The sequence below is a fragment of the Nostoc sp. FACHB-190 genome, from assembly GCF_014696905.1.
Classification (GTDB): Bacteria; Cyanobacteriota; Cyanobacteriia; order Cyanobacteriales; family Nostocaceae; genus Nostoc_B.
Map to the genome: position 1 here is coordinate 14410 of NZ_JACJQW010000028.1, position 22761 is coordinate 37170.

Sequence of the window (22761 nt, forward strand, 5' to 3'; positions counted from 1 at the left end):
AGGGACAATGTTCCTATGATTGCTTTCTAGATGAAAGTAACCACAGGAAGATTGTCCCTAAATTTTGTTTATTTGATACCAATAGACAATTAAGGTTCTCAAGAAAGGTGTATGTGTTTAAAACCCTTACACGCCTATACCCTTGGTTCCCTTGGTTACTATGGGAATCATATTTGATTTCTGCGAAGCTAGGTAAACCTTGTAGCGATCGCATTTTGTAAGATAATCGAGAAAGCGATCGCACTTCCTCTTATTAGCGTTTATATTCGGCTGCGTGGTGTTCGCACAGCCAAAGGTAATGTCCTTCTGGTGTTAATACTTTCTTGAGGCCGCCCCAATGTTGTTGGGGATCTTTTTCTTCTAACAATTGGCGCAAAGCACGCAAGGCTGCACCGTCGGCGCGTTCGGGATCTAAATCTTCACCTCTGGCAATTCTATCTGCTAATTCTAAATCTGCGGCATCTTGAATTTCTGGTAATTTCTCGGCTAGTTCTTTAAATAATTCCAAATCATTTTTATAAATTGCTTCGTATTCTTTGGGGTCTACCACACCCAGCCAAGGGCCAATTATGGGTGCGGCAAATCTCAAAACTTTAAATAATTTACCAATATAAGGTGCAGTTGCTCTCAGCCATTTGGCAGGTTCATCTATTTCATATAAACCACCTGTTTGGGTAGGATGCCAACAGCCAGGGGCTTGGCAATAAAGTTGTAAATCTATTTTTTGTCCGGCTAGGGCTTTTTGCCAAGATTTACCACCACGGGGACGCAGAACAAAAATATTTGGACAATGCGAATCGATTTTTGCTTGTTCGCGGCGGAATATATTAGTAAATTCTCGTTGAGAAAGTTCGCGCAGATTTTTGAGTTCATTGAGAATAGTTGCTTGTTTATCAATGACTTTTGTTTCTAATTCATCAATACGTTCTAAAACCGCATTTTGGGTATGAAAATTTAAGCCATACAAAAGTTCGGCAACTGATACATCTTCTATGGCTTCGGGACATTCAATGGTTGATTTCTTTTTTTCCCAACGTTTGGATAATTGGTGATAGTCAAATTCGTGGGTGCAGGGTTCGCCATCATGGCCAAGACAGGGGATAGTGCGTTGAATATCTAAGCCGGGAAATCTGGAGAGAGTTACTTCAATGCCATCTCGTAATAGCACGAAGAAATTTAACGGGTTAGCACCGCGTACTGTTAGTTTAATATAGCGATCGCCTTTCGCAGCTTCCACCAAAGCTAAATGTTCTTGTTCATAAGCCAACAATGCCCCGTTGCGCCAATGGGTATTAGTTGTAAAGCGGTGTTGACGCGCAATAAACCAAGTCGGAATCCCCGCCGGAATAGTATTGAGTTTGAATTTCATCGAAATTTCATGGCAATTTGCTTTAGCTTTGATTTGCTGCCATTGCTGTTCATAATTCGGCGGGTCAAAAGGCAACCGTTCCACAATTAAACTAATATCTCGGTTTTCTAAAGTGCGGTAGGAAAGGTCAAACCGTTCCATCAGGCGCAGAAAATGGTCACGCATTGATGGGGCTAAATCTTGCCAGAGTTTATCCATTTCCTGGCGGGTGAAGATGCCAAATTTGTTAATTACTTCTTCGCTTTCCAAAACTTTGCTGATATATTCTGTCACCCACTGCGGTTTGAGGATAACTGTATCGTTGAGTTCTTCATTGTCTTGGAAATAGAGAATTTCGCCTAATTCATGCAGCCATCGCGCCAGCACTTCTTGACTAATGTCCGCAACTCCAGACTCAGCCATGATTTTCCCCAATTGCTGCGGCGTGATGTATTTTTCTGGCTGGGAACGAATAGCGTTGGCAGCATTTAACCAAGTCGTAGGCCAGATTTCACCCATTAAGGGCAGTTTAGCAGATGTATCGGCAATTGCTTGGCGGAGTTCTTCAAGACCCAGGCTGATTTTAGAACTAATTTTGCAATGTTCAACAATTTGCGGGTATTTGTCGCGTAACTCTTTGAGGGGAAGGTCAGCGTCGCGTTCGTCGATGTGAGTGGCGACAAGTAAAATGGGTGATTCTGGGGCTAAGGCTTTGATAGTATCTAGCCAATAGTAAAGTTTACCTTGCTCAAATCCTAGTCGCGCATTCCAGGCGAGTAAGAACAGGGAACGGTTGGTGAGGAAGAATTGATGAGTAGCGTGATAAATTTCTTGTCCGCCAAAATCCCAGGTGTTCAGCTGCATGGTGACATCTGGTTTTGCAGGATGGGTTAATGGGAGAGATTTAATTTCAATACCGTGGGTGGTTGATTCTTGGGTGTCGAATTCTTCACCGCGTAACGCTCTTAATAAGGATGTTTTGCCTACACCACCTTCACCAACTACTAACAGTTTAGAAACCCATTGGCGTTGGCTATCTTCTAACTTTTCTTGCAGATAAGTCAAAATTGCCTGGGTTCCTTGTTCGATAATTTCGGGTGGTGGCGAAGTTATAGGGTTGTTACCGAGATATAACATTGTCAAGTTGGCAAGTTGGCCAATTTCTGGTGGTAGACTCCTGAGTTGATTGTGATCAAGGTATAACCGCGTTAAGTTGGAAAGTTGGCTAATTTCTGGTGGCAGACTCCTGAGTTGATTGTGATCAAGGTATAACCGCGTCAAGTTGGAGAGTTGGCAGATTTCTGACGGTAAAGTGCTGAGGTTATTGTCATGAACGTATAGCGTTATTAAGTTGGAAAGTTGGTAAACTTCTGACGGTAAAGTGCTGAGTTTATTGCCACCGAGGTATAGCGTTGTTAAGTTGAAAAGTTGGCAAACCTCTGACGGTAAAGTGCTGAGTTTATTGTCATTAAGGTATAGCGTTATTAAGTTGGAAAGTTTGCAGATTTCTGGCGGTAAAGTACTGAGTTGATTGTCACCGAGGTATAGCCTTGTTAAGTTGGAAATTTGGCAAACTTCTGACGGCAGGCTTTCCAGTTGATTGTTATCGAGGGATAACTCTGTTAAGTTGAGGAGTTGGCAGATTTCTGGTGGCAGGCTCCCCAGTTGATTGTTATGGAGGGATAGCTCTGTCAAATTGGCAAGTTGTCCAAATTCTGGTGGCAGGTTCCCCAGTTGATTGTTATGGAGGGATAGCTCTGTCAAATTGGCAAGTTGTCCGATTTCTGGTGGCAGGTTGCTCAGTTGATTGTTATGGAGGGATAGCTCTGTCAAATTGGCAAGTTGTCCAAATTCTGGTGGCAGGTTCCCCAGTTGATTGTTACCGAGGTATAGCCACGTCAAATTGGCGAGTTGTCCGATTTCTGGTGGCAGGCTCCCCAGTTGATTATTATCGAGGTATAGCCTTGTCAAATTAGCGAGTTGGCCGATTTCTGGCGGTAGGCTCTCCAGTTGATTGTTGTGGAGGGATAGCTCTGTCAAATTGGCGAGTTGTCCGATTTCTGGCGGTAGACTCCTCAGTTGATTGTTACCGAGGTATAGCCTTGTCAAATTAGCGAGTTGGCCGATTTCTAGTGGCAGGCTGCTGAGTTGTTTGTTAGATAGGTCTAGCTCTGTTACCTTTTCCTTCGCAGCTTTTTCAATAATTTGCAACAGTTCTTCGTTTGTCACCTGCAAACCTCACCAACTCTGTAGCGATATTTACCAGAATAGTTTACGGCAAGTTCACTTGTAAGCCTGTGTATATTAATCCTTAATTCGTAGTTCGTAATCAGGCTCATTCATAAACCAAAAGATCCCCGACTTCTTCAAGAAGTCGGGGATCTGAGCCTCTCGATTTTCACCAATCAAATACGATTGATATCACAATGATTCCGGCTTGTCGGTGGTGGCTACTCTGGGTTGGTCTAAATAGCCATAAACCATCCGAGAAACTTGATTGATAAAATCTCTCGCTTTCAAATCATTAAAAGGTCTTCTGACAAAAATTCCGGCTAAGTAACGCTTACCAGAGGGCATTTGAATAATTCCCGCATCACCTAGTACAATGCCTAAAGTTCCGGTTTTATGAGCAATCACCGCACCTTTCCCTAGACCAGCCGGTAATAATTTGGTGTTATGAACACGCTGCATAATATTTAAGACACGGCCACGACTCGAATCACTCAACAAGCGATTATTCGCAACCAACGCTGACAGCCTAACTAAATCTTTGGCGCTGGTTGTATTCGTACCCTTGAAGTCACCAAGTAAATTCCGTACAACAGTGTTTTGCAGTCCCCAACTCCGAAAACGCGGATTTAACTTAGCCTTACCACCCAAGCGGTCAATAATCATGTTGGTAGCAGTATTATCACTGATGGTAATCATCTTAGTTGCTGTTTCTAACAGACTAAAACGAGTTCCAGCACGCTTGTATTGAAATTCTCCTGAACCACCAGTGATTAAGTCACGCCGCATTACCAAGGTTTCATTTAGTTTGATTCTACCTGCATCAATTTCTTGAAATAAGGCAATCAAAATTGGAAACTTAATAGTACTAGCGGCGGGAAAAACTTTCTCACCATTGAAATCGAGATAGTTACCTGTATCTAAATCTAAAAAAAACAATCCTGGGTCAAGGGAACGATACCGAGATGCTAATGCTTGTACCCGCGATCGCAATTGTGGTATTTCCTTACCTAAAGGTACAACTCCTGCAAACAAAGAAACATCACTAACAGCAACAGGAATTTGTTCTTCGCTGCTAGAAGCAGAAACATTATCATCATTGGGATTTTGAACCCGTTCCACTGAGGGGAATTTTACTATCCAATGAGTTGAAGAATCACCTTGAACCAATAACTTAGCAGGGTCTACGGTGTATCCTGGTGCTAGTTCAACTACTAGTCTAGTTGTGTTATCGTCAACCTTACCAACACGGATTTCCCGGACTGTCGCACCATAGTTTTTCCGAATTGTATTTGTATTCAGTTTTGTACCCGGAAGATCAATAACTAACCTTGTGGGATTTTGTATTAAAAATGCTCTAGGCTTCACACCAGAGACAGTAGTAATGTTAAGTTGATTTTGGGCTGTATCAAAACTCCAAGATTCTAAGCGAGAGGCTTTTGCTGGAGAAGAAAGCAGGAAAATACTGACAACGCCAAGTAGAAATAAGCGTAATCTCATGCGTGTGATTATTTAGAGCGACAGTTGAATTTACTTGCACTAATTTTCGAGACCGTACCGGTTGATCCGGAATAAACTCGAATCATAATTCGTAGCAAATCATTACGTCAAGACACGCACACCATATAATAGTTCCTTCACCATAAATTTAATCATGAATATCAGCCAAAAAGGCAACTAATAGATAGAGATTTTTGCCGATATTTGGGATAAATCACCGCATTAGCTAACCCAAAATCATAAATTCTCTGGATAAAGGTTATTTTTGACAAAAGTCCACAGTAAATAGTTAAAAATCTAGCCTTTTAGACTCTGGATAATTGACAATAAATTTCTGATTGTGGATTTTTGGGCGCGGTTTAAATAGAAATCGATGCAATGCTAATTTTGCCTAAACATACAACAGATTCCCCGCGATTGGAATACAGCATTTATAAAGTCAAAACTCAGTATCTAGCACAACAAGGCAAAAGTAAAAAGGCAAAAGTAAAAGGAAATAATAACGATACCACAAGCCTTTTAGCAATTCCAGATAGTCGGTTTATTTACGCCGACCTGTACTAGCTTGTTTTTAGTCTGTATTCTGACTGCTGACTCCTGCATTCTGCTGTAATTGACTCAAAGGTGTGGGTAAACCATCAATGCTGATGCTGTTTTTTTGTTGTTGATATTCTCTCACTCCCTGTTCCCCTTTTTTAATTGCCCAATTAACTAGTGTTTGGCGTTGACCTTGATATTCATAAAGAGGAACACCAAAACCACAAGAACTTTGCACAATCTCAATATCAGCGACGATAATTTGTCTAGCCCCTGGTATCTGAGGAAACACCGAAGATAACGAGTCCCATTCAGCATAATTCGGTAAAACTACGTATCCTTTACCATAAAGTCGTAAAATTCTTGGTGGTTCGACAAAAGCGCAAAACATAAAGGTAATGCGACCATTTTCTTGCAGATGGGCGGAAGTTTCGTTACCGCTACCTGTCAGGTCGAGGTATGCTACTCGGTGAGGTGACAAGATTCGCAAGCAATCAAGACCTTTGGGGGATAAATTAACGTGACCCATAGAACTCAGAGGTGCAGTCCCTACAAAAAACAGGTTTTGGGCTGCAATGAACTCTTGCAGTTCTTCGGTTATCGAGTCAAATAGTTTAGCCATAGATGCACAAGAATAAACAGTACGTCAACAAATTTGATTTATAAACCACTTGTAGAAGTAGGTCATGAGGAGTGAGGAAGAGATTTATGGGTCAATACGGTTCAGTTAAGAGAATAGTAGGTTGGGTGTAGCGATAGCGTAACCCAACAAAGCCTTGAAAATGTTGGGTTCCGTTCCTCCACCCAACCTACACCAGTCTAAGTTGTTGCCTTAACTGAACTGTATTGATTTATGGGTAATCTCAGAATTTGTTGCAAGTTCTTATTAGTTATTGATCCCAGTTAAAACTAGCTGTCGTCAAAGTCAAGCAATTCATTACCAAAAAGCCTGAGTCCACTGTCATCTACAGCGTCCTTGAAAAATCCTTGATTTATAAGGTTTTTAGCTAATTCGCCTTGGCGGCGAGATGAATGATTATGTCAGCAAAAGAAAATTTAACTTGATGGAGCTTTTGATTTTTTTAGTTACTTATTGATAAGATATATCATTTATTGCTGTAAACTATTAATCTAACTGTAACGTTGTCCATTTAGTTCTTTAGAGATATTGCCCATGTATGAATTGTTTGTAGCAGGTGGCGTAGTGATGTGGCCACTGCTGGCGTTTAGTGTGGTGGGAATCGCATTAATTATCGAGCGAGTGCGCTTTTGGTATCGGGTTAATACTCGGCAAAATCGTGTAGTCCGCGAAGTTTTGAATCTCTACCGCCTGGATAATGTGGTTGGTGCGTTGGATAAGTTGCAAAAGAATGCAGACTTGCCAGTAGCCCGCATTTTTTTAGCTGCACTGCAACTAGAAGAACCCACCCCGGAAGAATTTCGTCTGGCTTTAGAAAGTGAAGCCCAAGCCGAAATTCCGGTTCTCAAACGCTTTCAAAATATGTTTGATACAATTATTGGATTAGCGCCACTTTTAGGTTTATTAGGTACTGTATTGGGTTTGATTGTGTCTTTTGCATCTTTAAACTTGGGTGATGTGGGGGGTACAAAAACCACTGGAGTGACCGCAGGTATTAGTGAGGCGCTGGTTTCCACAGCTTCAGGATTAATTGTAGCTATTTTTACACTCTTATTTGCTAACACCTTTCGGGGTTTATATCAACGCCAAATTGCCGCTATGCAAGAATATGGTGGACAATTAGAACTGCTCTATCGCCGCCGCTATGAACGAGGAGACAGAACCTATGCGTCTACAAGATGAGCCAGATTTACCACCGCAAATCAACATCGTACCGATGATTGATGTGATATTTGCGATTTTGACATTTTTTATTATGTCAACTTTATTTTTAACTCGCTCAGAAGGTTTGCCAGTTAACTTACCCAAAGCAGCAACAGCCAAACAGCAGCAAGTTCCTGCCAAAATTACTGTGACAGTTGATAAAGATGGAGTGGTGAGTGTCAACCGTCAACCCACCACCGTTGATGCTTTAGCCGGACAATTGCGGACTTTAGTTGGCGATAACCAAGAAGCATTAGTGGTTGTGAATGCGGATGAAACAGTCACACATGGTAAGGTGGTGGCGGTGATGGATCAAGTCAGACAAGTCCAAGGGGCAAAATTAGCGATCGCCACCCAAAAACCTTAGCCCACAAAACATTGATTATGCTTGTTAGGACTTACGCTGGATTTTTCATCTTATGGCGTAAGTCCTATTGTTGTTGAATTGGAATTTGAATGACAAATTCTGTGCCTTTACCGGGTGTGGAAAAACACTCTAGCTTACCGTGATGTTTTTCAGTCACAATTTGATGGCTAATTGACATTCCCAAGCCTGTACCTTTACTTACGGGTTTTGTGGTAAAAAATGGCTCAAAAATTTGTTTGAGAACATTGTCAGGAATCCCGGTACCATTATCAGCGATCGCAATTTGTACCCATTCAGAATTGATGACTGAAGTGCGAATGGTGATTTGGTAAAAACGCTCTGCAAAACTTTGCTCAGTTTGCTGAAGATTGAGTTCTTCAATGGCATCTATGGCGTTTGCCAAGATATTCATAAACATCTGATTCAGTTGTCCAGCGTAGCACTCCACCAAAGGTAATTGCTGATAATCTTTGACTATGTTAATGGCTGGACGTTCTGATGAAGCCTTTAAACGATGTTGCAAAATCAACAATGTACTATCAATCCCATCATGAATATCGACCAGGGAATATTCAGCTTGATCCACGCGGGAGAAATTACGCAGCGACAGTACAATTTCCATAATGCGACTAGTACCGATTTTCATCGATTCCATTATCTTGGGTAAATCTTCTTGTAAAAACGCCAAATCGATTTCCGGGTTTTGCTTGGGAATTTGCGCCCCGGAATTTTGGTAAAGCTGTACAACTTTCAGCAAATTGTGGCTATGTTCTTCTAAATATTGGAGGTTGCCATAAATAAAGTTAATGGGATTATTGATTTCGTGGGCGACTCCAGCCACCAGTTGACCGAGACTGGACATTTTCTCTGTTTGAATCAGTTGCAATTGTGATTCCTGGAGTTGCTTCAAAGCTAAAGAAAGCTCTCTAGTGCGGTCAATAACTTTTGTTTCCGAAGAAGTTACCAGTGCCAAACCTAAAATCGAAAAGATGACAGCACTAATCAACGAGGAAAGCCAAGTGGTGTTGAGTACTGGAAAATCCCCAGATAATGGTCTAATGCTATGAACATCGATCGCCGCCATACTTGTATAGTGCATCATCGGTACAGCTATGCCCATTAATGCTGCTGCGATGAGTTTCTGCCACCAGATAACGACTTCTTGATTATGCAAATAATGGGTTAACCACAAGGCAATGAGTGATACTGTGACTGCAATGATGATGGAAAGTACCACTAATCCGAGATTATAGTGAGCGATCGCAGGCGATCGCATTGCCGCCATCCCGGTATAGTGCATCATCGTAATACCCATCCCCATAATAAAACTCGCACCTAACAAGCTGGGAAGCGCCAGTATTTTGCGGCTAGAAATCCACAGGGCAAACCCTGATGAGAAAATTGCAGGCAAGACAGAAACTAAAACAATCAAAAAGTTATAACTGATAGGTACAGTTAGATTAAATGCCAACATCCCAACAAAGTGCATCGACCAAATGCCCAGTCCAAAGGAACTCGCACCACCAATTAACCAAGCAATCCAAGCACACCCTTTAGCCTTTGCAATTCTTTCTGTTAAATCTAGAGATGTATAAGCTGAGATAATCGCAATGATTATTGAGAGAACTACTAGATTTAAATCATAAGAAACAAGCATAGTTAGTTGATCAATCCTAAAATCTAAATTTGTGGGCAAGAGTTGGGAAATATAGCAGTTGCGGCATAGATGAGGACTATGTTAATGGCTGAAAATCCTGAAAATACTACGTTTATACTCAGTAATCAGCAATTTGCTATACTCTTTCTCTAGTAATCTACACTTAGTATTCCCTGACTTTCTGTTGATTTAACTATTAGCGTGACAAGTAATCGCACCTAAAATCTAGTTTTATTTGTTACTAACATGACTTCATCAATAACGAATGTCATTTGTTGGGAGAGCAAGTTAATATATAATCGATAAAATTCATCTCATGACTCTCGTAGTTTTCTAAAAGGGTGTTTGAAAAGTGGTTGGTTGTGATGGCTACCAACAATAAGACTTTTAAAACATCCTCTAAGCTTGAAGAAAACTGATGAGCATTTACCAAAATTGACTATATAATTAATTCCCCACTCCCCATCACCAGAGGGATCTACCATAAATTCGAGAGAGTCAATAGTAATTAAGGGAAATATCGGGGTTAACTTAGTAAAAATTTTTATGCAGTCGCGCCTGTCAGATAATGATCTGCTGCTTAAATCCCGATTGCCCAAATCCCCTAAATCCCAAAGGCAAGCAGTTATGCCAGACTTGTGGCACTTCCTTAGTACCACTGTTACGAAATCGCTTCCGGGTGATTCGGGTGCTTTCCGATGAAGGGGGATTTGGCAGAACTTATTTGTCAGAAGATACCGATAAACTCAATGAACTTTGTGTAATCAAGCAATTAGCACCAAAATTTCAAGGAACTTGGTCGCAGAAAAAAGCAATGGAGTTATTTGCAGAAGAAGCAAAACGGCTGCAAGAACTTGGCGAACATCCCCAAATTCCCACACTAATTGCTTACTTTGAGCAAGATAAATGCCTGTATTTAGTCCAACAATTTATAAATGGGCAGAACTTGTTAAAAGAATTACAACAACGCCGAGTTTATAAAGCCAATGAAATTCAAGCTATTTTACTTGATTTATTACCTGTACTTAAATTTATTCACGATCGCGGTGTAATTCACCGTGACATTAAACCAGAAAATTTAATTCGCTGTCGGTATGATGGGCGACTCAGTTTGATTGATTTTGGTTCTTCTAAACAATTAACCGAAAAAGTCAAAAATAAAAGTGGCACATCCATTGGTTCGCATGGTTATTCCCCACTAGAACAAATTCGAGACGGCAAAGCTTATCCAGCCAGTGATTTGTTTAGTTTGGGGGCTACTTGTTTTCATCTGCTAACAGGAACATCCCCGTTTCAATTGTGGATGGAACATGGTTATGGCTGGGCAAACAGTTGGCGACAATATTTGCGGAGTCCCTTGTCGCCAGAATTAGATAACGTCATGAATAAGTTGTTGCAAAAAGACTTAAGTCAACGTTATCAGTCAGCCGATGAAGTGATTAAAGATTTAATTCCCGCCTTACCACGCGCCCTACCAGCCGCAGGTCAATCATCAGGCAAATTTACCGTAACTCAACCAAAATCAACTTTTTCATTTCAATACGCTTTTGTAAAAATCTTAGTTTTAGCAGCAGCTTTTGTTTTATTATTTGGATTTAGTGATACTTGGTATCAACAATATCGCCAAATTCAAGCAATTTTGTTATCAAAACTCAAGCCAACCAATTATAGTCATTCTCAAAATGAAGTTGTTTTTGGTCAATCACCGAATATTCCAGTTAAAAATATTGCTTTAGCTAATACTCTCCAAGGTACAGCAAAATCTGTTGTCTCTGTTGCCATTAGTCCCGATGGCAAAACAATTGCCAGCAGTGGCGAAGGGGAGAAGATAATTAATATGTGGAATATTGCCACAGGAAAAGAAATTTTAACCCTGAATGGACATTCGCAAAAAGTTAATGCTGTGGCTATTAGTCCTAATGGCAAAACCTTAGTGAGTGGAAGTGATGATAAAACTATTAAAGTTTGGAATTTGACAACAGGTAAAATCGTTTACACCTTAGAAGGACATACCGATTCAATTCAGGCATTAGCTATTAGTCCTAATGGTAAAACTTTGGTCAGTGGTAGCGATGATAACACCCTCAAAGTTTGGAATTTAGGCACAGGAAAACTCATTCGCACCCTGAAAGGACATAAATTTTGGGTGCGTTCAGTTGCTATTAGTCCCGATGGGCGTAACTTAGCTAGTGGGAGTTTTGATAAAACCATTAAACTTTGGCATCTTTACCAAGATGACCCAGCCCGCACCCTCAAGGGTAATACGAATACAATCACATCAGTTGCCTTTAGTCCTGATAGTACCACCTTAGCCAGTACCAGCCGCGATCGCACCATTAAACTTTGGGATGTTGCATCCGGCGAAGTGCTTCGCAGCTTTACAGGCCATGCTAATACCGTTACCTGTGTGGCTTTTAGCCCAGATGGGATGATCTTAGCCAGTGCCAGCCGCGATCGTACCATCAAACTTTGGAATTTAGCCACAGGGGAAGTGATGAATACCTTGACAGGCCATGCAGATACCGTGACATCTGTTGGTTTTACAGCTGATGGTAAGACAATTGTCAGTGGTAGCGAGGATAATACCATCAAAATTTGGCGTGTAGCACAGTAATTAAAGGCAGGAGGCGGTGGTTCGGCTACGCTCACCAACCAGAGGCAGGAGGTAATTTATACTTGAAGCCTCAGCCTTTGAACATGAACATCCCTCTAACGCTCTTATTTGCGCCTTTGCGCGATACAAAAATAGAACCCGTGATTTATCTACCAAAGATTTCATTGACCGTAATTGTGACATCAGAAAACCCTGGAATTGATAAAGTTTCACCACCAGCAAACTTTTGTATATGCTCATATCCTGTAGCTGTTGGTTGTTGATAAACTTCAACAACTTGCTCATTAATATCTATTAACCAAACCGCAATTATATTAGCTTCTGCATATAAAGGAATTTTTTCTTCCCTGTCATAAATTATTGTCGAATCAGCCACTTCAATTAATAAGAAAATATCTTGAGGTTGGGGGTGTGCATCTGCATAAAAATCATCACGAGGTTTGAGTAATGCCACATCTGGCTGTGGTTGTGAATTATCATTTAGTTCCACAGGGTCTTGAATAGCAATGAGAACTCTATCCCTTAACTTAGTAGACAAGATTTTATTTAAACACTTTACACAAGCAGCGTGTTTTGTCCCAATAGGCGACATCTCAACAATTTCTCCTCGGATCAGTTGCACCCGGTCATCTTCTGTGAGAATACCCGACTCAATCATTTTATGATATTGCGGCACTGTAAATTTATGTCTTAATAACTGCATAGTCATGAGCGCCTCCACTGTCTCTTGTATTTTAATTATGGAATATCACTGACTGGGGCAAGCTGAAATACTCCTGAATCTATCAGCGTTGTATTTCTTTATGTCATCGAGAATTGATATAACCATTGGGGCGATCGCACAACACCAGCAAATCTACCTGTATTAGTCCGATATAATATTGTGTCATTCTTTGTTTTCCTAACTGGAGAAACCAATGGGTCGCGCCAAAAAGGTTGTCTTAGCATATTCAGGTGGTGTAGATACTTCTGTGTGCATTCCTTACCTCAAGCAAGAGTGGGGTGTGGAAGAGGTGATAACTCTCGCCGCAGATTTAGGCCAGGGAGATGAATTAGAGCCAATCAAAGAAAAGGCTCTCAAGTCGGGTGCTAGTGAGTCTCTGGTAATTGATGTCAAAGACAGCTTTGTTAAAGATTACGCTTTTCCCGCGATTCAAGCTAATGCACTTTACGAAAATCGCTATCCTTTGGGAACGGCGCTGGCTCGTCCCTTAATTGCCAAAATATTAGTAGAAGCAGCCGAGAAATATGGTGCTGATGCGATCGCACATGGTTGTACTGGTAAGGGTAATGATCAGGTACGCTTTGACGTTTCCTGTGCTGCCTTAAATCCCAGTCTCAAAATTTTAGCACCCGCGCGGGAATGGGGCATGAGCCGCGAAGAAACCATCGCCTACGGGGAAAAGTTCGGTATCCCCGCACCTGTGAAAAAGTCTTCACCTTACAGTATTGATAAAAACTTGCTCGGTCGCAGTATTGAAGCGGGTGTGTTGGAAGATCCAGCCGCCGAACCCCCAGAAGAAATTTATCAGATGACGAAAGCGATCACTGATACCCCCAATGAGCCAGAATATATTGAAATTGGTTTTACTAAGGGTATCCCTACCACTGTCAACGGTACAGCTAAAAACCCCGTTGAATTAATTGAAACACTCAACGAATTAGCAGGCAATCATGGCATCGGTCGCATTGACATGATTGAAAATCGCTTGGTAGGAATCAAATCACGGGAAATCTACGAATCACCAGCAATGTTGGTGTTAATTCACGCACACCGCGATTTAGAAAGCTTAACTTTAACCGCAGATGTCTCCCAATATAAGCGCGGTATTGAAGATACTTACACCAAATTGGTTTACAACGGTTTGTGGTACAGTCCCCTCAAAGCTGCTTTGGATGCGTTCATTCAAAAAACTCAAGAACGTGTCTCAGGAACTGTGCGGGTGAAGTTGTTCAAAGGTAACGCCACGATAGTTGGTCGTTGGAGTGACAACACCCTTTATACACCCGACTTAGCTACCTACGGCGCTGAAGACCAATTTGACCACAAAGCCGCCGAAGGCTTTATCTATGTTTGGGGTCTTCCCACCCGGATTTGGGCGCAACAAGATAGATAATTATTGTTATAACAGGATTTCGATCCCCCCTGACCCCCCTTAAAAAGCTACGGTGTACACACAAGTCTGATAAAGGTGCCTAGTAGCATTTCGATCCCCCCTGACCCCCCTTAAAAAGGGGGGAACTAGAATCAAAGTCCCCCTTGAAAAGGGGATTTAGGGGGATCTAATGACAGGATGATATTTCAAACATCCTGTCATTAAGTCTTTCACTTTACATCTTGCACCCAACGCTATTCATGTATACATATAAATACTTGGCTGTATTCAGAAAAATAGCTATTTAGTAGCATTGCCAAAGAAACTTCGCCTGTTGTTGGCATACTGAACACACAAAGCCATATCCAGAACCAGAATCACCAAAATTGAATGCGGTACTGGGTTCCAACTGAACTACAAACTTCATCCTAGCTCCACAACTACAAATCGGAGTTTCATCATCTTGAATCCACAGAGGTTCACCACCAATTTTGCCGCATATTTGATATTGAAATTGGTTCAAAATATCACAATAAGTGTCTGCCGAATCGTCGCACTCATCCAGTGTTAACAAAATTTCTTCTGAAAGAAACTCTTCTTGATCACAAGGTGGTTCAAGACTTGTCAGGTTAGTTTTAGAAACTAGTATTGCTGCATTACCTCCCAAATCAGCATCCCATTCATCACACATTCCAGGGTTATTACTACACATAAATAGAAGGAGTAGCTGTTTGCGATCGCAAATCCCTTTTATGATCGTTGCTTCTAAGTCAATCTGACCAAGAAACTGCATCCACGCACCACATACACGACAACTCACCCATTCAGTATTTAAAGGCGCAAAGGGTTTCCCACTGATCTTTGTCAACTGATGAAGGGGAGCTTGATTAGATTCCCGCATTAACAAAGCCATTATTTTCTCTGTCTCAAAGTTAGCTAGAAATTAAATATTAACAACCGAGAGTAAGTAGATGTTTTAAAAGTAAATCCGAAATGATCAGTACAGCATACTCTGATTTTAAACACATCGGTGTTGAAATCTATGCTTTTTGTTACGGAAATCTGGTCAAAAAAATAAGTTATGTATGATATGTTAGGGATTTTAAATTATGCCAATAAATATTAACATTTAAAACGTGATACCCTGACTGTGACTGATTTACAAGGAATATTCTGAGTTAAAAATAATGCTGAAAAACAGCAATAATTGATACAACTACCAAATTTTGAAAACTAGTCTTCATTACAACTTTAAAAATGATTTAGTCGCACAATGGGGGCAGAGAAAGATTATTAAAAACTTGCGCTCGGAGACGAATAATGGTAGCGGTCGCAGAAAATATTCAGCATCGGCTTACTGTCCAAACTGTAGAAATTGCCCCAAACACCACGGCGATTCGCTGTCTTGACTGGGATCGCGATCGCTTCGATATCGAATTCGGACTGCAAAACGGTACGACTTACAATTCCTATTTAATTCGGGGCGAACAAACAGTTTTAATTGACACTTCTCACCAGAAGTTTCGCCAACTTTATTTAGACACTCTCAAAAGTATCGTCAACCCCAAGACCATTGATTACATTATTGTTAGCCACACAGAGCCAGACCATAGCGGCTTAGTGGAAGATGTCTTACAATTAGCACCACGAGCGACTGTTTTAGCTTCTAAAATTGCATTGCAATTCTTGGAAGGTTTGGTGCATGATCCTTTTTCCAAGCGAATTGTCAAAAGTGGCGATCGCATTGATATTGGCAAAGGTCACGAAATAGAATTTGTGAGTGCGCCTAACTTGCATTGGCCTGACACCATTTTTAGTTTTGATCGCAAAACCCAAACTCTTTATACTTGCGATGCCTTTGGGATGCACTTTTGTGACGATCGCACCTTTGATGAAGATTTAGAAGCGATCGAAGCTGACTTTAGATTTTATTATGACTGTCTGATGGGGCCAAATGCGCGATCGCTGTTGAATGCGATGAAGCGGATGGGTGAACTCGGCAAGATTAAAATCATCGCAAACGGTCACGGGCCTTTACTTTATCATCATCTAGATATTCTCACCGAGTGTTACCAAAACTGGAGCCAAAGACAAGCCACAGCCCTCACCACTGTTGGTTTATTCTACACTTCTGAGTATGGTTATAGCGATCGCCTCGGTCAAGCCATTTCGGAAGGGATTCAAAAAACTGGTGTGGGTGTAGAAATGCTTGACCTCAGCACCGCCGAAGCCCAAGAAATTCAAGAACTCGCAGGTAGAGCAGCTGGTATTATCATTGGGATGCCTCCTTCTACCTCAGTTGCGGCGCAAGCTGGTATTAGTTCTTTAATTTCCGTTGCTAAAGACAAACAATTCTTTGGCTTATTTGAATGCTTTGGTGGGGATGATGAACCAATCGATACCCTCCGCCGGAAATTTCTCGACTCCGGTGTGAAAGAAGCCTTCCCAGCCATTCGGATTAAAGAAGCCCCCACCGCCTCTACCTATCAATTGTGTACAGAAGCCGGCACAGATTTAGGGCAAGCCGTCACCCGCGAACGTAACATCAAGCAAATCAAAGCTCTTGATGTGAACATGGAAAAAGCCCTAGGCAGAATTAGCAACGGACTGTATATCGTCACCGCCAAAAAAGGTGATGTTAGCAGTGCGATGTTAGCTTCTTGGGTTAGTCAAGCCAGCTTGCAACCATTAGGATTTACAATTGCCGTTGCCAAAGACCGCGCCATTGATGCTTTAATGCAGGTAGGCGATCGCTTCGTGCTGAACGTTTTAGAAGAAGGCAACTATCAAGAACTGAAAAAGCACTTCCTCAAGCGTCTACATCCCGGTGCTGATAGATTTGCAGGTGTGAAAACCCAAACCGCCAAAAACGGTTCACCCATTTTGACAGATGCCCTTGCATATATGGAATGTGAAGTGCAGAGTAGTATGGAGTGCAGCGACCACTGGATTTTATACTGCACAGTCCAAGACGGTCGTGTTTCTAAACCCGATGGCTTAACCGCAGTCCGCCATCGCAAAGTCGGGAACTATTACTAAATCAAGTCTGAAGTCTGAAAGAGGGAACAGGTAACAGGTGACAGGTTACAGGGAATAGACTTTTCTTCTGAAAAGTGGTATCTAATTCACCTCCAATCTGCTGTCTCAATAATGTTTCATATTTCAGACTTCACACTTCATACTTCATACTTCACACTTCATACTTCATCATGTCTTTTACAGATTTTATTCAATCCGTTAAAGCTCGGTTTTTGCCCTTTTTATCTCCACATCAACCAACACCTATGAGCGATTCCAAACCCCGTGACGTACAGGTTTCTTCCATTGCGACCAACATCAAAGTTCTCAGAGCGCGTAGTAAGTCACGTCTGCGGTTTGAAATTGAATACGCATTAGAACGAGGTACAACCTCTAATTGTTATCTGATTGAAGGTGATAAAACGGCGATTATTGACCCACCTGCTGATACTTTCACACCAATTTTTTTGGAAGCATTACAGCAGAACATTAATTTGAAAAAATTAGATTACGTCATCCTGGGACATTTTAGCCCCAACCGGGTGGGAACTTTAAAAACATTGCTGGAAGTAGCTCCACAAATTACCTTTGTTTGTTCTCTTCCTGGTGCTGCTAATTTAAAGGCAGCTTTCCCTGATGATAGTTTAAATATTTTGGTAATGCGGGGGAAAGAAACCCTCGATTTAGGTAAGGGTCATGTGTTGAAATCCTTCCCCACACCTAACCCTCGTTGGCCAGAACACCTCTGCACTTATGACCAGCAAACCCAAATTTTGTTCACTGATAAACTTTTCGGCGCACATATCTGCGGTGAGGATGTTTTTGATGACCATTGGGAACAAATCAAAGAAGACCAACGCTACTATTACAACTGTTTGATGGCTTCCCAAGCGAAGCATGTCGAATCGGCTTTGGAAAAAATTTCTGATTTCCAAGTGCGGATGTATGCAGTTGGTCACGGGCCGATTGTTCGCAGTAGTTTAATTGAACTGACCAAAGCATATAGCGACTGGAGCCGTTCGCAACGAAATCGAGAAATTTCGGTGGCTTTACTATACGCTTCAGCTTACGGTAATACTGCCACACTAGCACGAGCGATCGCCCTCGGATTAACCAAAGGCGGTGTAGAAGTTCAATCAATCAACTGCGAATTTGCTACCCCCGAAGAAATTCAAGCCGCAGTCGAAAAATCAGATGGTTTTATTATCGGTTCCCCTACTATCGGCGGTCATGCACCGACACCCATTCACACCGCTTTAGGTATTGTCTTGAAAGTTGGCGATAACAACAAAGTTGCGGGTGTCTTCGGTTCCTACGGCTGGAGTGGTGAAGCTGTCGAAATGATTGAAGGTAAATTGCGCGATGCTGGCTATCGCCTGGGTTTTGAAACTTTAAAAGTTAAGTTCAAACCCGACGATGTTACCCTCAAATTCTGCGAAGAACTCGGTACAGACTTCGCCCAAAACTTGAAAAAGGCGAAAAAAATCCGCGTACCCCAACAAGCTGCAACCCCTATAGAACAAGCCGTTGGGCGCATTGTGGGTTCAGTTTGCGTGATTACTGCCAAGCAAGGCGATGTTTCTACCGGAATGTTGGGTGCTTGGGTATCGCAAGCCACCTTTAACCCACCGGGTTTAACTGTAGCGATCGCCAAAGAACGCGCCATAGAATCTTTGATGTATCCTGGCGGTAAGTTTGCCTTAAATATCCTGGCGGAAGGCAATCAACAAGAATACATGAAGCATTTCCGCAAGAATTTCGCCCCCGGTGAAGATAGATTTGCCATTTTCGGCACTACTCCTGCTGATAATGGCTGTCCCGTTCTGACCGATGCTCTTGCTTACGTCGAATGTTCCGTTGAACAACGTATGGAATGCGGCGACCACTGGGTAGTTTACGCCACTGTTGACAACGGTAAATTAATCAAGCCAGATGCAGTCACAGCAATTAATCACCGCAAAACAGGTACTCATTACTAACAAATTTCCCTTTCCCTAACCGCCCTGCGGATATATACAACTAAAGCTGGTGCTGAAATTATTCTGGACAGCACTAGCTTTTTTTTATCTATACACACGCTTTGCACCTAGCCCCGACGAATGGAATTAGCACACCAGTTGCTTGGTGCTTTCTTCTCTCTGCGTCCTTGGCGTACTTGGCGGTTCGTTCAGTAACTTAGCCTTGCTTTATCCTGGCTGTCAGTTGCCAAATTTTGATGGTTTTATCAGAACTACCACTCACAAGCAACTTACCATCGGGACTGAGGGCGAGAGAATTGACTGTTCCTGAATGTCCGGTGAGGGTGTAGAGAATTTCATTTGTCGCAATCTGCCAGATTTTTATGGTGCGATCGCTACTACCACTAAATAACAGTTTACCATCATGACTCAAGGCAATTGATTTGACTTCATCTGAGTGACCGTTGAGAGTCTGCAACAGTTTACCTGTGAGTAAATGCCAAATTTTAATGGTTGTATCAGCACTCCCAGTAAACAGCAGTTGCCCATCCCGACTCATAGCTATTGATTTTACCTCGCCTGTATGACCTGTGAGGGTGCGGAGGGGATCACCTGTGTGGGGGTTCCACAGTCTGATTTTGCTATCGGAACTACCACTGGCGAGAATGCCACCATCAGGGCTGATGGCTACAGCATGAACGGATGAAGAATGCCAAAGTGTACAAATGCGATCGCCTTTGTGGAGATTCCAGATTTTAATTTTATTACTGCCACTAGCGAGAATCTGCCCATCTGGACTAATATCGACAACATTGACTGGTCTTTGATGTCCTAATAAGGTGTGAATTAACTGACCAGTTTGTAAATGCCAAACTGTGACGTTACTTTTGGGATGTTGACAACTCCCCACCGCCAAAAAATTGCCATCGGGACTAATAGCCACCGATGAAACTTCGCCTAAATTCCCGGAGATAGTTCTGATTTGTTTGCCGGTTTGTAAATTCCAGATATTAATTGTTTGATCTGCACAGCCACTCACTACAGTTTCGCCATCGGGACTAATAGCCACCGATGCAACTTTACCAGAATGATCAGTTAAGGTGTAGATAAGTTCAGGAGATTCGAGGTGGCGTTTGTGTTTGAGGGTGGCGATCGCTTGTAAAATTTTTTCTGTAGCGGCAACACTTTGGCGATCGCCCACTGCGATAAAATATTCTTGGAGTTTGTAGATATATTCCTCATCTTCGACGTTGATGGCAGATTGCATGGCTTCTAGAGCATTGGGAAATGCCTGAGTTGCCACTTGACGTAACTCCAACCAAGTATTAATCGAATAATCTACTTGTTCTGCTGCCCAGGTGCGATCGGGTAAATGTGATAAACTCTGCGCTAATTGCAAAGCTAATTCCGGAACCCAATATCGACGCTCCTTTGCTAGAGCTTGATAAACCTGCTGATAACCTGCGGCATATACCTGCAAAATATTATCTTCTGACATTGCCTGTACCGTCGGCAAGTCCAGCCTATCTTTAAGAAAACTAGGTAATAACTCTGGCAATAATGGCGGTACATCATGATGAACTAAGTGATAAGCATCTGCTACCCAAGCCGCAACTAAACAATGGCAGGTGATTAATACCTGACAAAATTTAGCAATATCCTCCTGATTTATCTGGTACTTCAACGACAGTTTACTAATATCAATTCCTTTGGCTTGCCATTTTTCAGTCTTTTCTAAAAGAGCTAAATTATGGACATTATCACCGCCTAGTTGATTGATTTCCTCTAAATCTTCCCCTAAATTAATTAATTCATCCCTAATTTTTTTCCACTCTAATGCCCGACTTTTAGCAAACTCTTGTAAAATCTCTTTATATGGTAAACGCGAGATAGTTTTATAAAAATAATTTTCCTGCCCTAAACCCCAATAAGCAATGCGAAAATTTAAATAATCTCCATCATGGTCTGATTCTAAAATCAAAATTGGCTCTGTTTTTAATAAACTAAACAAAGCTTTAATACTAGATTCACTATGAAAACGCTTACTATCCCAAGCACCTGCTAAAAATTCTGTTGGTCTTGTTGGATGATGGAGAGAATAATTAGTATTAATAAATTCTCGGATACCTTCGGCTAAAATTCTTTCTACTTCCGAAATTTCTTCAGGATAACAGTCAAATTGGTCAAACTTTATTTGGGGAGGAGCCAGAAAAATTTTCAGAGGAATATTTGTCTGTGTATTATGAGTCTCTAAAATTTGCGAAGGATATAATCTTAACGGCCAACTATCTAAAACTTTATTAACTTCGGGTAACTGAAGAGATGTATCTCTTTGCTGTTGGGCTATTTGTATTTGTGTTTCTCGTTGATAAACTGCTAATTGCTGTTGCAGCAGTTTTTCTTGCTGAAATCCATCTTCGGCACTTTTACCATTAGTTGTACTATTAACAAATTCGATAACCTCTTCGATAAATTGCGGTATTTGAGAATTTGTTGTTGTCAGACCTTCTGCTGTTCTTTTTTGTACTAGGTTGACAACTACAGGTGCAAACTCTAGCACGAGTTGGATAAGTAACCTTAACCCTTGTTCCATACAGGGATGCCTGTTAGATAAGTATAATCTTGAGAGAGTAAATATATGTTTGTAGCAGTTGATGATGAAGTATTGCTACAATTCATCACTTACAATCATCGCCCTAAGCCAGCCTACTACTGAGCAGGATCATATTTGCCCAGAAATTAAATTTCTAATTCCCGACCAATTACCGAGCATCATAGAAGAATTGCCAGGAAATGTTGTCTAGCGATCGCCACCTTAATTAAATTTTAAAATATTGAGAAACTTAAGTAAACTAATTCCTGGCTGAATCTTAGAAACCCTAATTAATTAAAGATTAATGTTATAATTAAAAGCTATAGCAATATTTTAGCAATAAATCCAAATTAAATAATCAAAACAGAGTATTTTACTAGAAAATACCCTATATTTTCCCAAACAATTAAAATCTAATTCCTAACTGCCCATTCACACCTCTCACAGAATTATAACCTGCCCCCACGAAAACATTTTTGGTTGCACCCACCTGAACACCACCAGAAACAGCCACGCCCTTATCTTGCGAATATAATCCCAAGCCAACATAAGGAGAAATCACGGGCAAATTAATGAACTTCAACACATCTACGCCCGTCGCACCATCAGGGCCATTTCCCACTTCCACACCCAAGTTTAAAGCTCTCGCGCCCACAGCATAAGTTACATCACCCTCTTTACTACCAACAGAAACCCAAGGCTGGGGTACTAGTTGAGCCGAGGCTTGGCTAGGTGCAAACAAAGCTAACAAACTAACAGATGTTATGAGTGTTTTAGTAATAATTGCGTTTTTCATTCTGGCCTCTTGATATTAATCATTAATCATGATTAATCGTGACGCATTTACTTTAACTAAGTGCCTGAATAAAACCATCACATATAGGCATAATGCAAGACTCATTTAAAGATATCTTGAGTTATAGCGTTTACTAGTCTACTGAGGTACAAATTTATCTGCGTCCATCTGTCTTGAAAAGTTTGCTCAAGTCGGCAGAGCCGCC

The 22761-nt window shown here is 41.5% G+C and carries 15 protein-coding genes; 7 read left to right on the forward strand and 8 right to left on the reverse strand.

Annotation, left to right across the window (positions count from 1 at the left end; genetic code table 11):
• Positions 1-253: 253 nt before the first annotated feature.
• Together H6G28_RS25080 and H6G28_RS25085 are read right to left on the reverse strand one after the other, a co-directional pair.
• Positions 254-3577 carry a leucine-rich repeat domain-containing protein gene (locus H6G28_RS25080; protein ID WP_190675130.1) on the reverse strand — a complete coding sequence of 1108 codons (3324 nt, stop codon included), beginning with the start codon at positions 3575-3577 and terminating at the stop codon, positions 254-256.
• A gap of 192 nt (positions 3578-3769) precedes the next feature.
• Positions 3770-5077, reverse strand: a complete 1308-nt coding sequence (locus H6G28_RS25085; protein WP_190675132.1) for a serine hydrolase — start codon at positions 5075-5077, stop codon at positions 3770-3772.
• Between the two features lie 378 nt (positions 5078-5455).
• Here H6G28_RS25085 and H6G28_RS25090 point away from each other — a divergent pair, with 378 nt between their 5' ends.
• The gene (locus H6G28_RS25090) at positions 5456-5641 is read left to right on the forward strand and encodes a hypothetical protein (protein ID WP_190593513.1); all 186 of its coding nucleotides are present in this window, start codon (positions 5456-5458) and stop codon (positions 5639-5641) included.
• Between the two features lie 7 nt (positions 5642-5648).
• Here H6G28_RS25090 and H6G28_RS25095 read toward each other — a convergent pair whose 3' ends face one another.
• The gene (locus tag H6G28_RS25095; RefSeq protein ID WP_190593512.1) at positions 5649-6236 is read right to left on the reverse strand and encodes a pyridoxamine 5'-phosphate oxidase family protein; all 588 of its coding nucleotides are present in this window, start codon (positions 6234-6236) and stop codon (positions 5649-5651) included.
• Positions 6237-6788: 552 nt separating this feature from the next.
• Between H6G28_RS25095 and H6G28_RS25100 the strand changes: the two genes are divergently transcribed.
• Positions 6789-7436: a MotA/TolQ/ExbB proton channel family protein gene (locus H6G28_RS25100; protein WP_396019820.1), complete on the forward strand. Its 648-nt coding sequence runs from the start codon at positions 6789-6791 to the stop codon at positions 7434-7436.
• Complete coding sequence (locus H6G28_RS25105) at positions 7420-7824, forward strand: ExbD/TolR family protein (protein WP_190593510.1); 405 nt, start codon at positions 7420-7422, stop codon at positions 7822-7824. Before H6G28_RS25100 ends, H6G28_RS25105 begins: the two co-directional genes overlap by 17 nt.
• A gap of 64 nt (positions 7825-7888) precedes the next feature.
• Here the strand turns inward: H6G28_RS25105 and H6G28_RS25110 are convergent, their stop codons facing one another.
• Entirely contained in the window at positions 7889-9481 is a 1593-nt protein-coding gene (locus H6G28_RS25110) for an MHYT domain-containing protein (RefSeq protein ID WP_190675135.1), read from the reverse strand.
• Positions 9482-10049: 568 nt separating this feature from the next.
• Between H6G28_RS25110 and H6G28_RS25115 the strand changes: the two genes are divergently transcribed.
• Positions 10050-12095 carry a WD40 repeat domain-containing serine/threonine-protein kinase gene (locus H6G28_RS25115; RefSeq protein ID WP_190675137.1) on the forward strand — a complete coding sequence of 682 codons (2046 nt, stop codon included), beginning with the start codon at positions 10050-10052 and terminating at the stop codon, positions 12093-12095.
• A gap of 145 nt (positions 12096-12240) precedes the next feature.
• Here H6G28_RS25115 and H6G28_RS25120 read toward each other — a convergent pair whose 3' ends face one another.
• Positions 12241-12804, reverse strand: coding sequence for a Uma2 family endonuclease (locus tag H6G28_RS25120; protein WP_190675139.1), 564 nt, complete (start codon positions 12802-12804; stop codon positions 12241-12243).
• A 208-nt stretch (positions 12805-13012) separates the two neighbouring features.
• On the opposite strand from H6G28_RS25120, the gene H6G28_RS25125 reads away from it, so the two are divergent.
• The gene (locus tag H6G28_RS25125) at positions 13013-14212 is read left to right on the forward strand and encodes an argininosuccinate synthase (protein ID WP_190593506.1); all 1200 of its coding nucleotides are present in this window, start codon (positions 13013-13015) and stop codon (positions 14210-14212) included.
• Between the two features lie 283 nt (positions 14213-14495).
• Here the strand turns inward: H6G28_RS25125 and H6G28_RS25130 are convergent, their stop codons facing one another.
• Positions 14496-15104 (reverse strand): YwqG family protein, encoded by a 609-nt coding sequence (locus tag H6G28_RS25130; protein ID WP_190675141.1) that lies wholly within the window; start codon positions 15102-15104, stop codon positions 14496-14498.
• 407 nt (positions 15105-15511) lie between these two features.
• Here H6G28_RS25130 and H6G28_RS25135 point away from each other — a divergent pair, with 407 nt between their 5' ends.
• Together H6G28_RS25135 and H6G28_RS25140 are read left to right on the forward strand one after the other, a co-directional pair.
• Positions 15512-17230, forward strand: a complete 1719-nt coding sequence (locus H6G28_RS25135; RefSeq protein WP_190675143.1) for a diflavin flavoprotein — start codon at positions 15512-15514, stop codon at positions 17228-17230.
• 245 nt (positions 17231-17475) lie between these two features.
• Positions 17476-19188, forward strand: coding sequence for a diflavin flavoprotein (locus H6G28_RS25140; protein ID WP_190675145.1), 1713 nt, complete (start codon positions 17476-17478; stop codon positions 19186-19188).
• Positions 19189-19384: 196 nt separating this feature from the next.
• Here the strand turns inward: H6G28_RS25140 and H6G28_RS25145 are convergent, their stop codons facing one another.
• Together H6G28_RS25145 and H6G28_RS25150 are read right to left on the reverse strand one after the other, a co-directional pair.
• The gene (locus tag H6G28_RS25145; RefSeq protein WP_190675147.1) at positions 19385-21760 is read right to left on the reverse strand and encodes a WD40 repeat domain-containing protein; all 2376 of its coding nucleotides are present in this window, start codon (positions 21758-21760) and stop codon (positions 19385-19387) included.
• Between the two features lie 406 nt (positions 21761-22166).
• On the reverse strand, positions 22167-22556 hold the full coding sequence (locus tag H6G28_RS25150) for a hypothetical protein (RefSeq protein ID WP_190592835.1): 390 nt from the start codon (positions 22554-22556) through the stop codon (positions 22167-22169).
• Positions 22557-22761: the final 205 nt, after the last annotated feature.

Bases quoted from the DNA above. Each gene is read 5' to 3' on its own strand.
- H6G28_RS25085 (WP_190675132.1), bottom strand. From the start codon at position 5,077: ATGAGATTACGCTTATTTCTACTTGGCGTTGTCAGTATTTTCCTGCTT.
- H6G28_RS25090 (WP_190593513.1), top strand. From the start codon at position 5,456: ATGCTAATTTTGCCTAAACATACAACAGATTCCCCGCGATTGGAATAC.
- H6G28_RS25095 (WP_190593512.1), bottom strand. From the start codon at position 6,236: ATGGCTAAACTATTTGACTCGATAACCGAAGAACTGCAAGAGTTCATT.
- H6G28_RS25100 (WP_396019820.1), top strand. From the start codon at position 6,789: ATGTATGAATTGTTTGTAGCAGGTGGCGTAGTGATGTGGCCACTGCTG.
- H6G28_RS25105 (WP_190593510.1), top strand. From the start codon at position 7,420: ATGCGTCTACAAGATGAGCCAGATTTACCACCGCAAATCAACATCGTA.
- H6G28_RS25110 (WP_190675135.1), bottom strand. From the start codon at position 9,481: ATGCTTGTTTCTTATGATTTAAATCTAGTAGTTCTCTCAATAATCATT.
- H6G28_RS25115 (WP_190675137.1), top strand. From the start codon at position 10,050: ATGATCTGCTGCTTAAATCCCGATTGCCCAAATCCCCTAAATCCCAAA.
- H6G28_RS25120 (WP_190675139.1), bottom strand. From the start codon at position 12,804: ATGACTATGCAGTTATTAAGACATAAATTTACAGTGCCGCAATATCAT.
- H6G28_RS25125 (WP_190593506.1), top strand. From the start codon at position 13,013: ATGGGTCGCGCCAAAAAGGTTGTCTTAGCATATTCAGGTGGTGTAGAT.
- H6G28_RS25130 (WP_190675141.1), bottom strand. From the start codon at position 15,104: ATGGCTTTGTTAATGCGGGAATCTAATCAAGCTCCCCTTCATCAGTTG.
- H6G28_RS25135 (WP_190675143.1), top strand. From the start codon at position 15,512: ATGGTAGCGGTCGCAGAAAATATTCAGCATCGGCTTACTGTCCAAACT.
- H6G28_RS25140 (WP_190675145.1), top strand. From the start codon at position 17,476: ATGAGCGATTCCAAACCCCGTGACGTACAGGTTTCTTCCATTGCGACC.
- H6G28_RS25145 (WP_190675147.1), bottom strand. From the start codon at position 21,760: ATGGAACAAGGGTTAAGGTTACTTATCCAACTCGTGCTAGAGTTTGCA.
- H6G28_RS25150 (WP_190592835.1), bottom strand. From the start codon at position 22,556: ATGAAAAACGCAATTATTACTAAAACACTCATAACATCTGTTAGTTTG.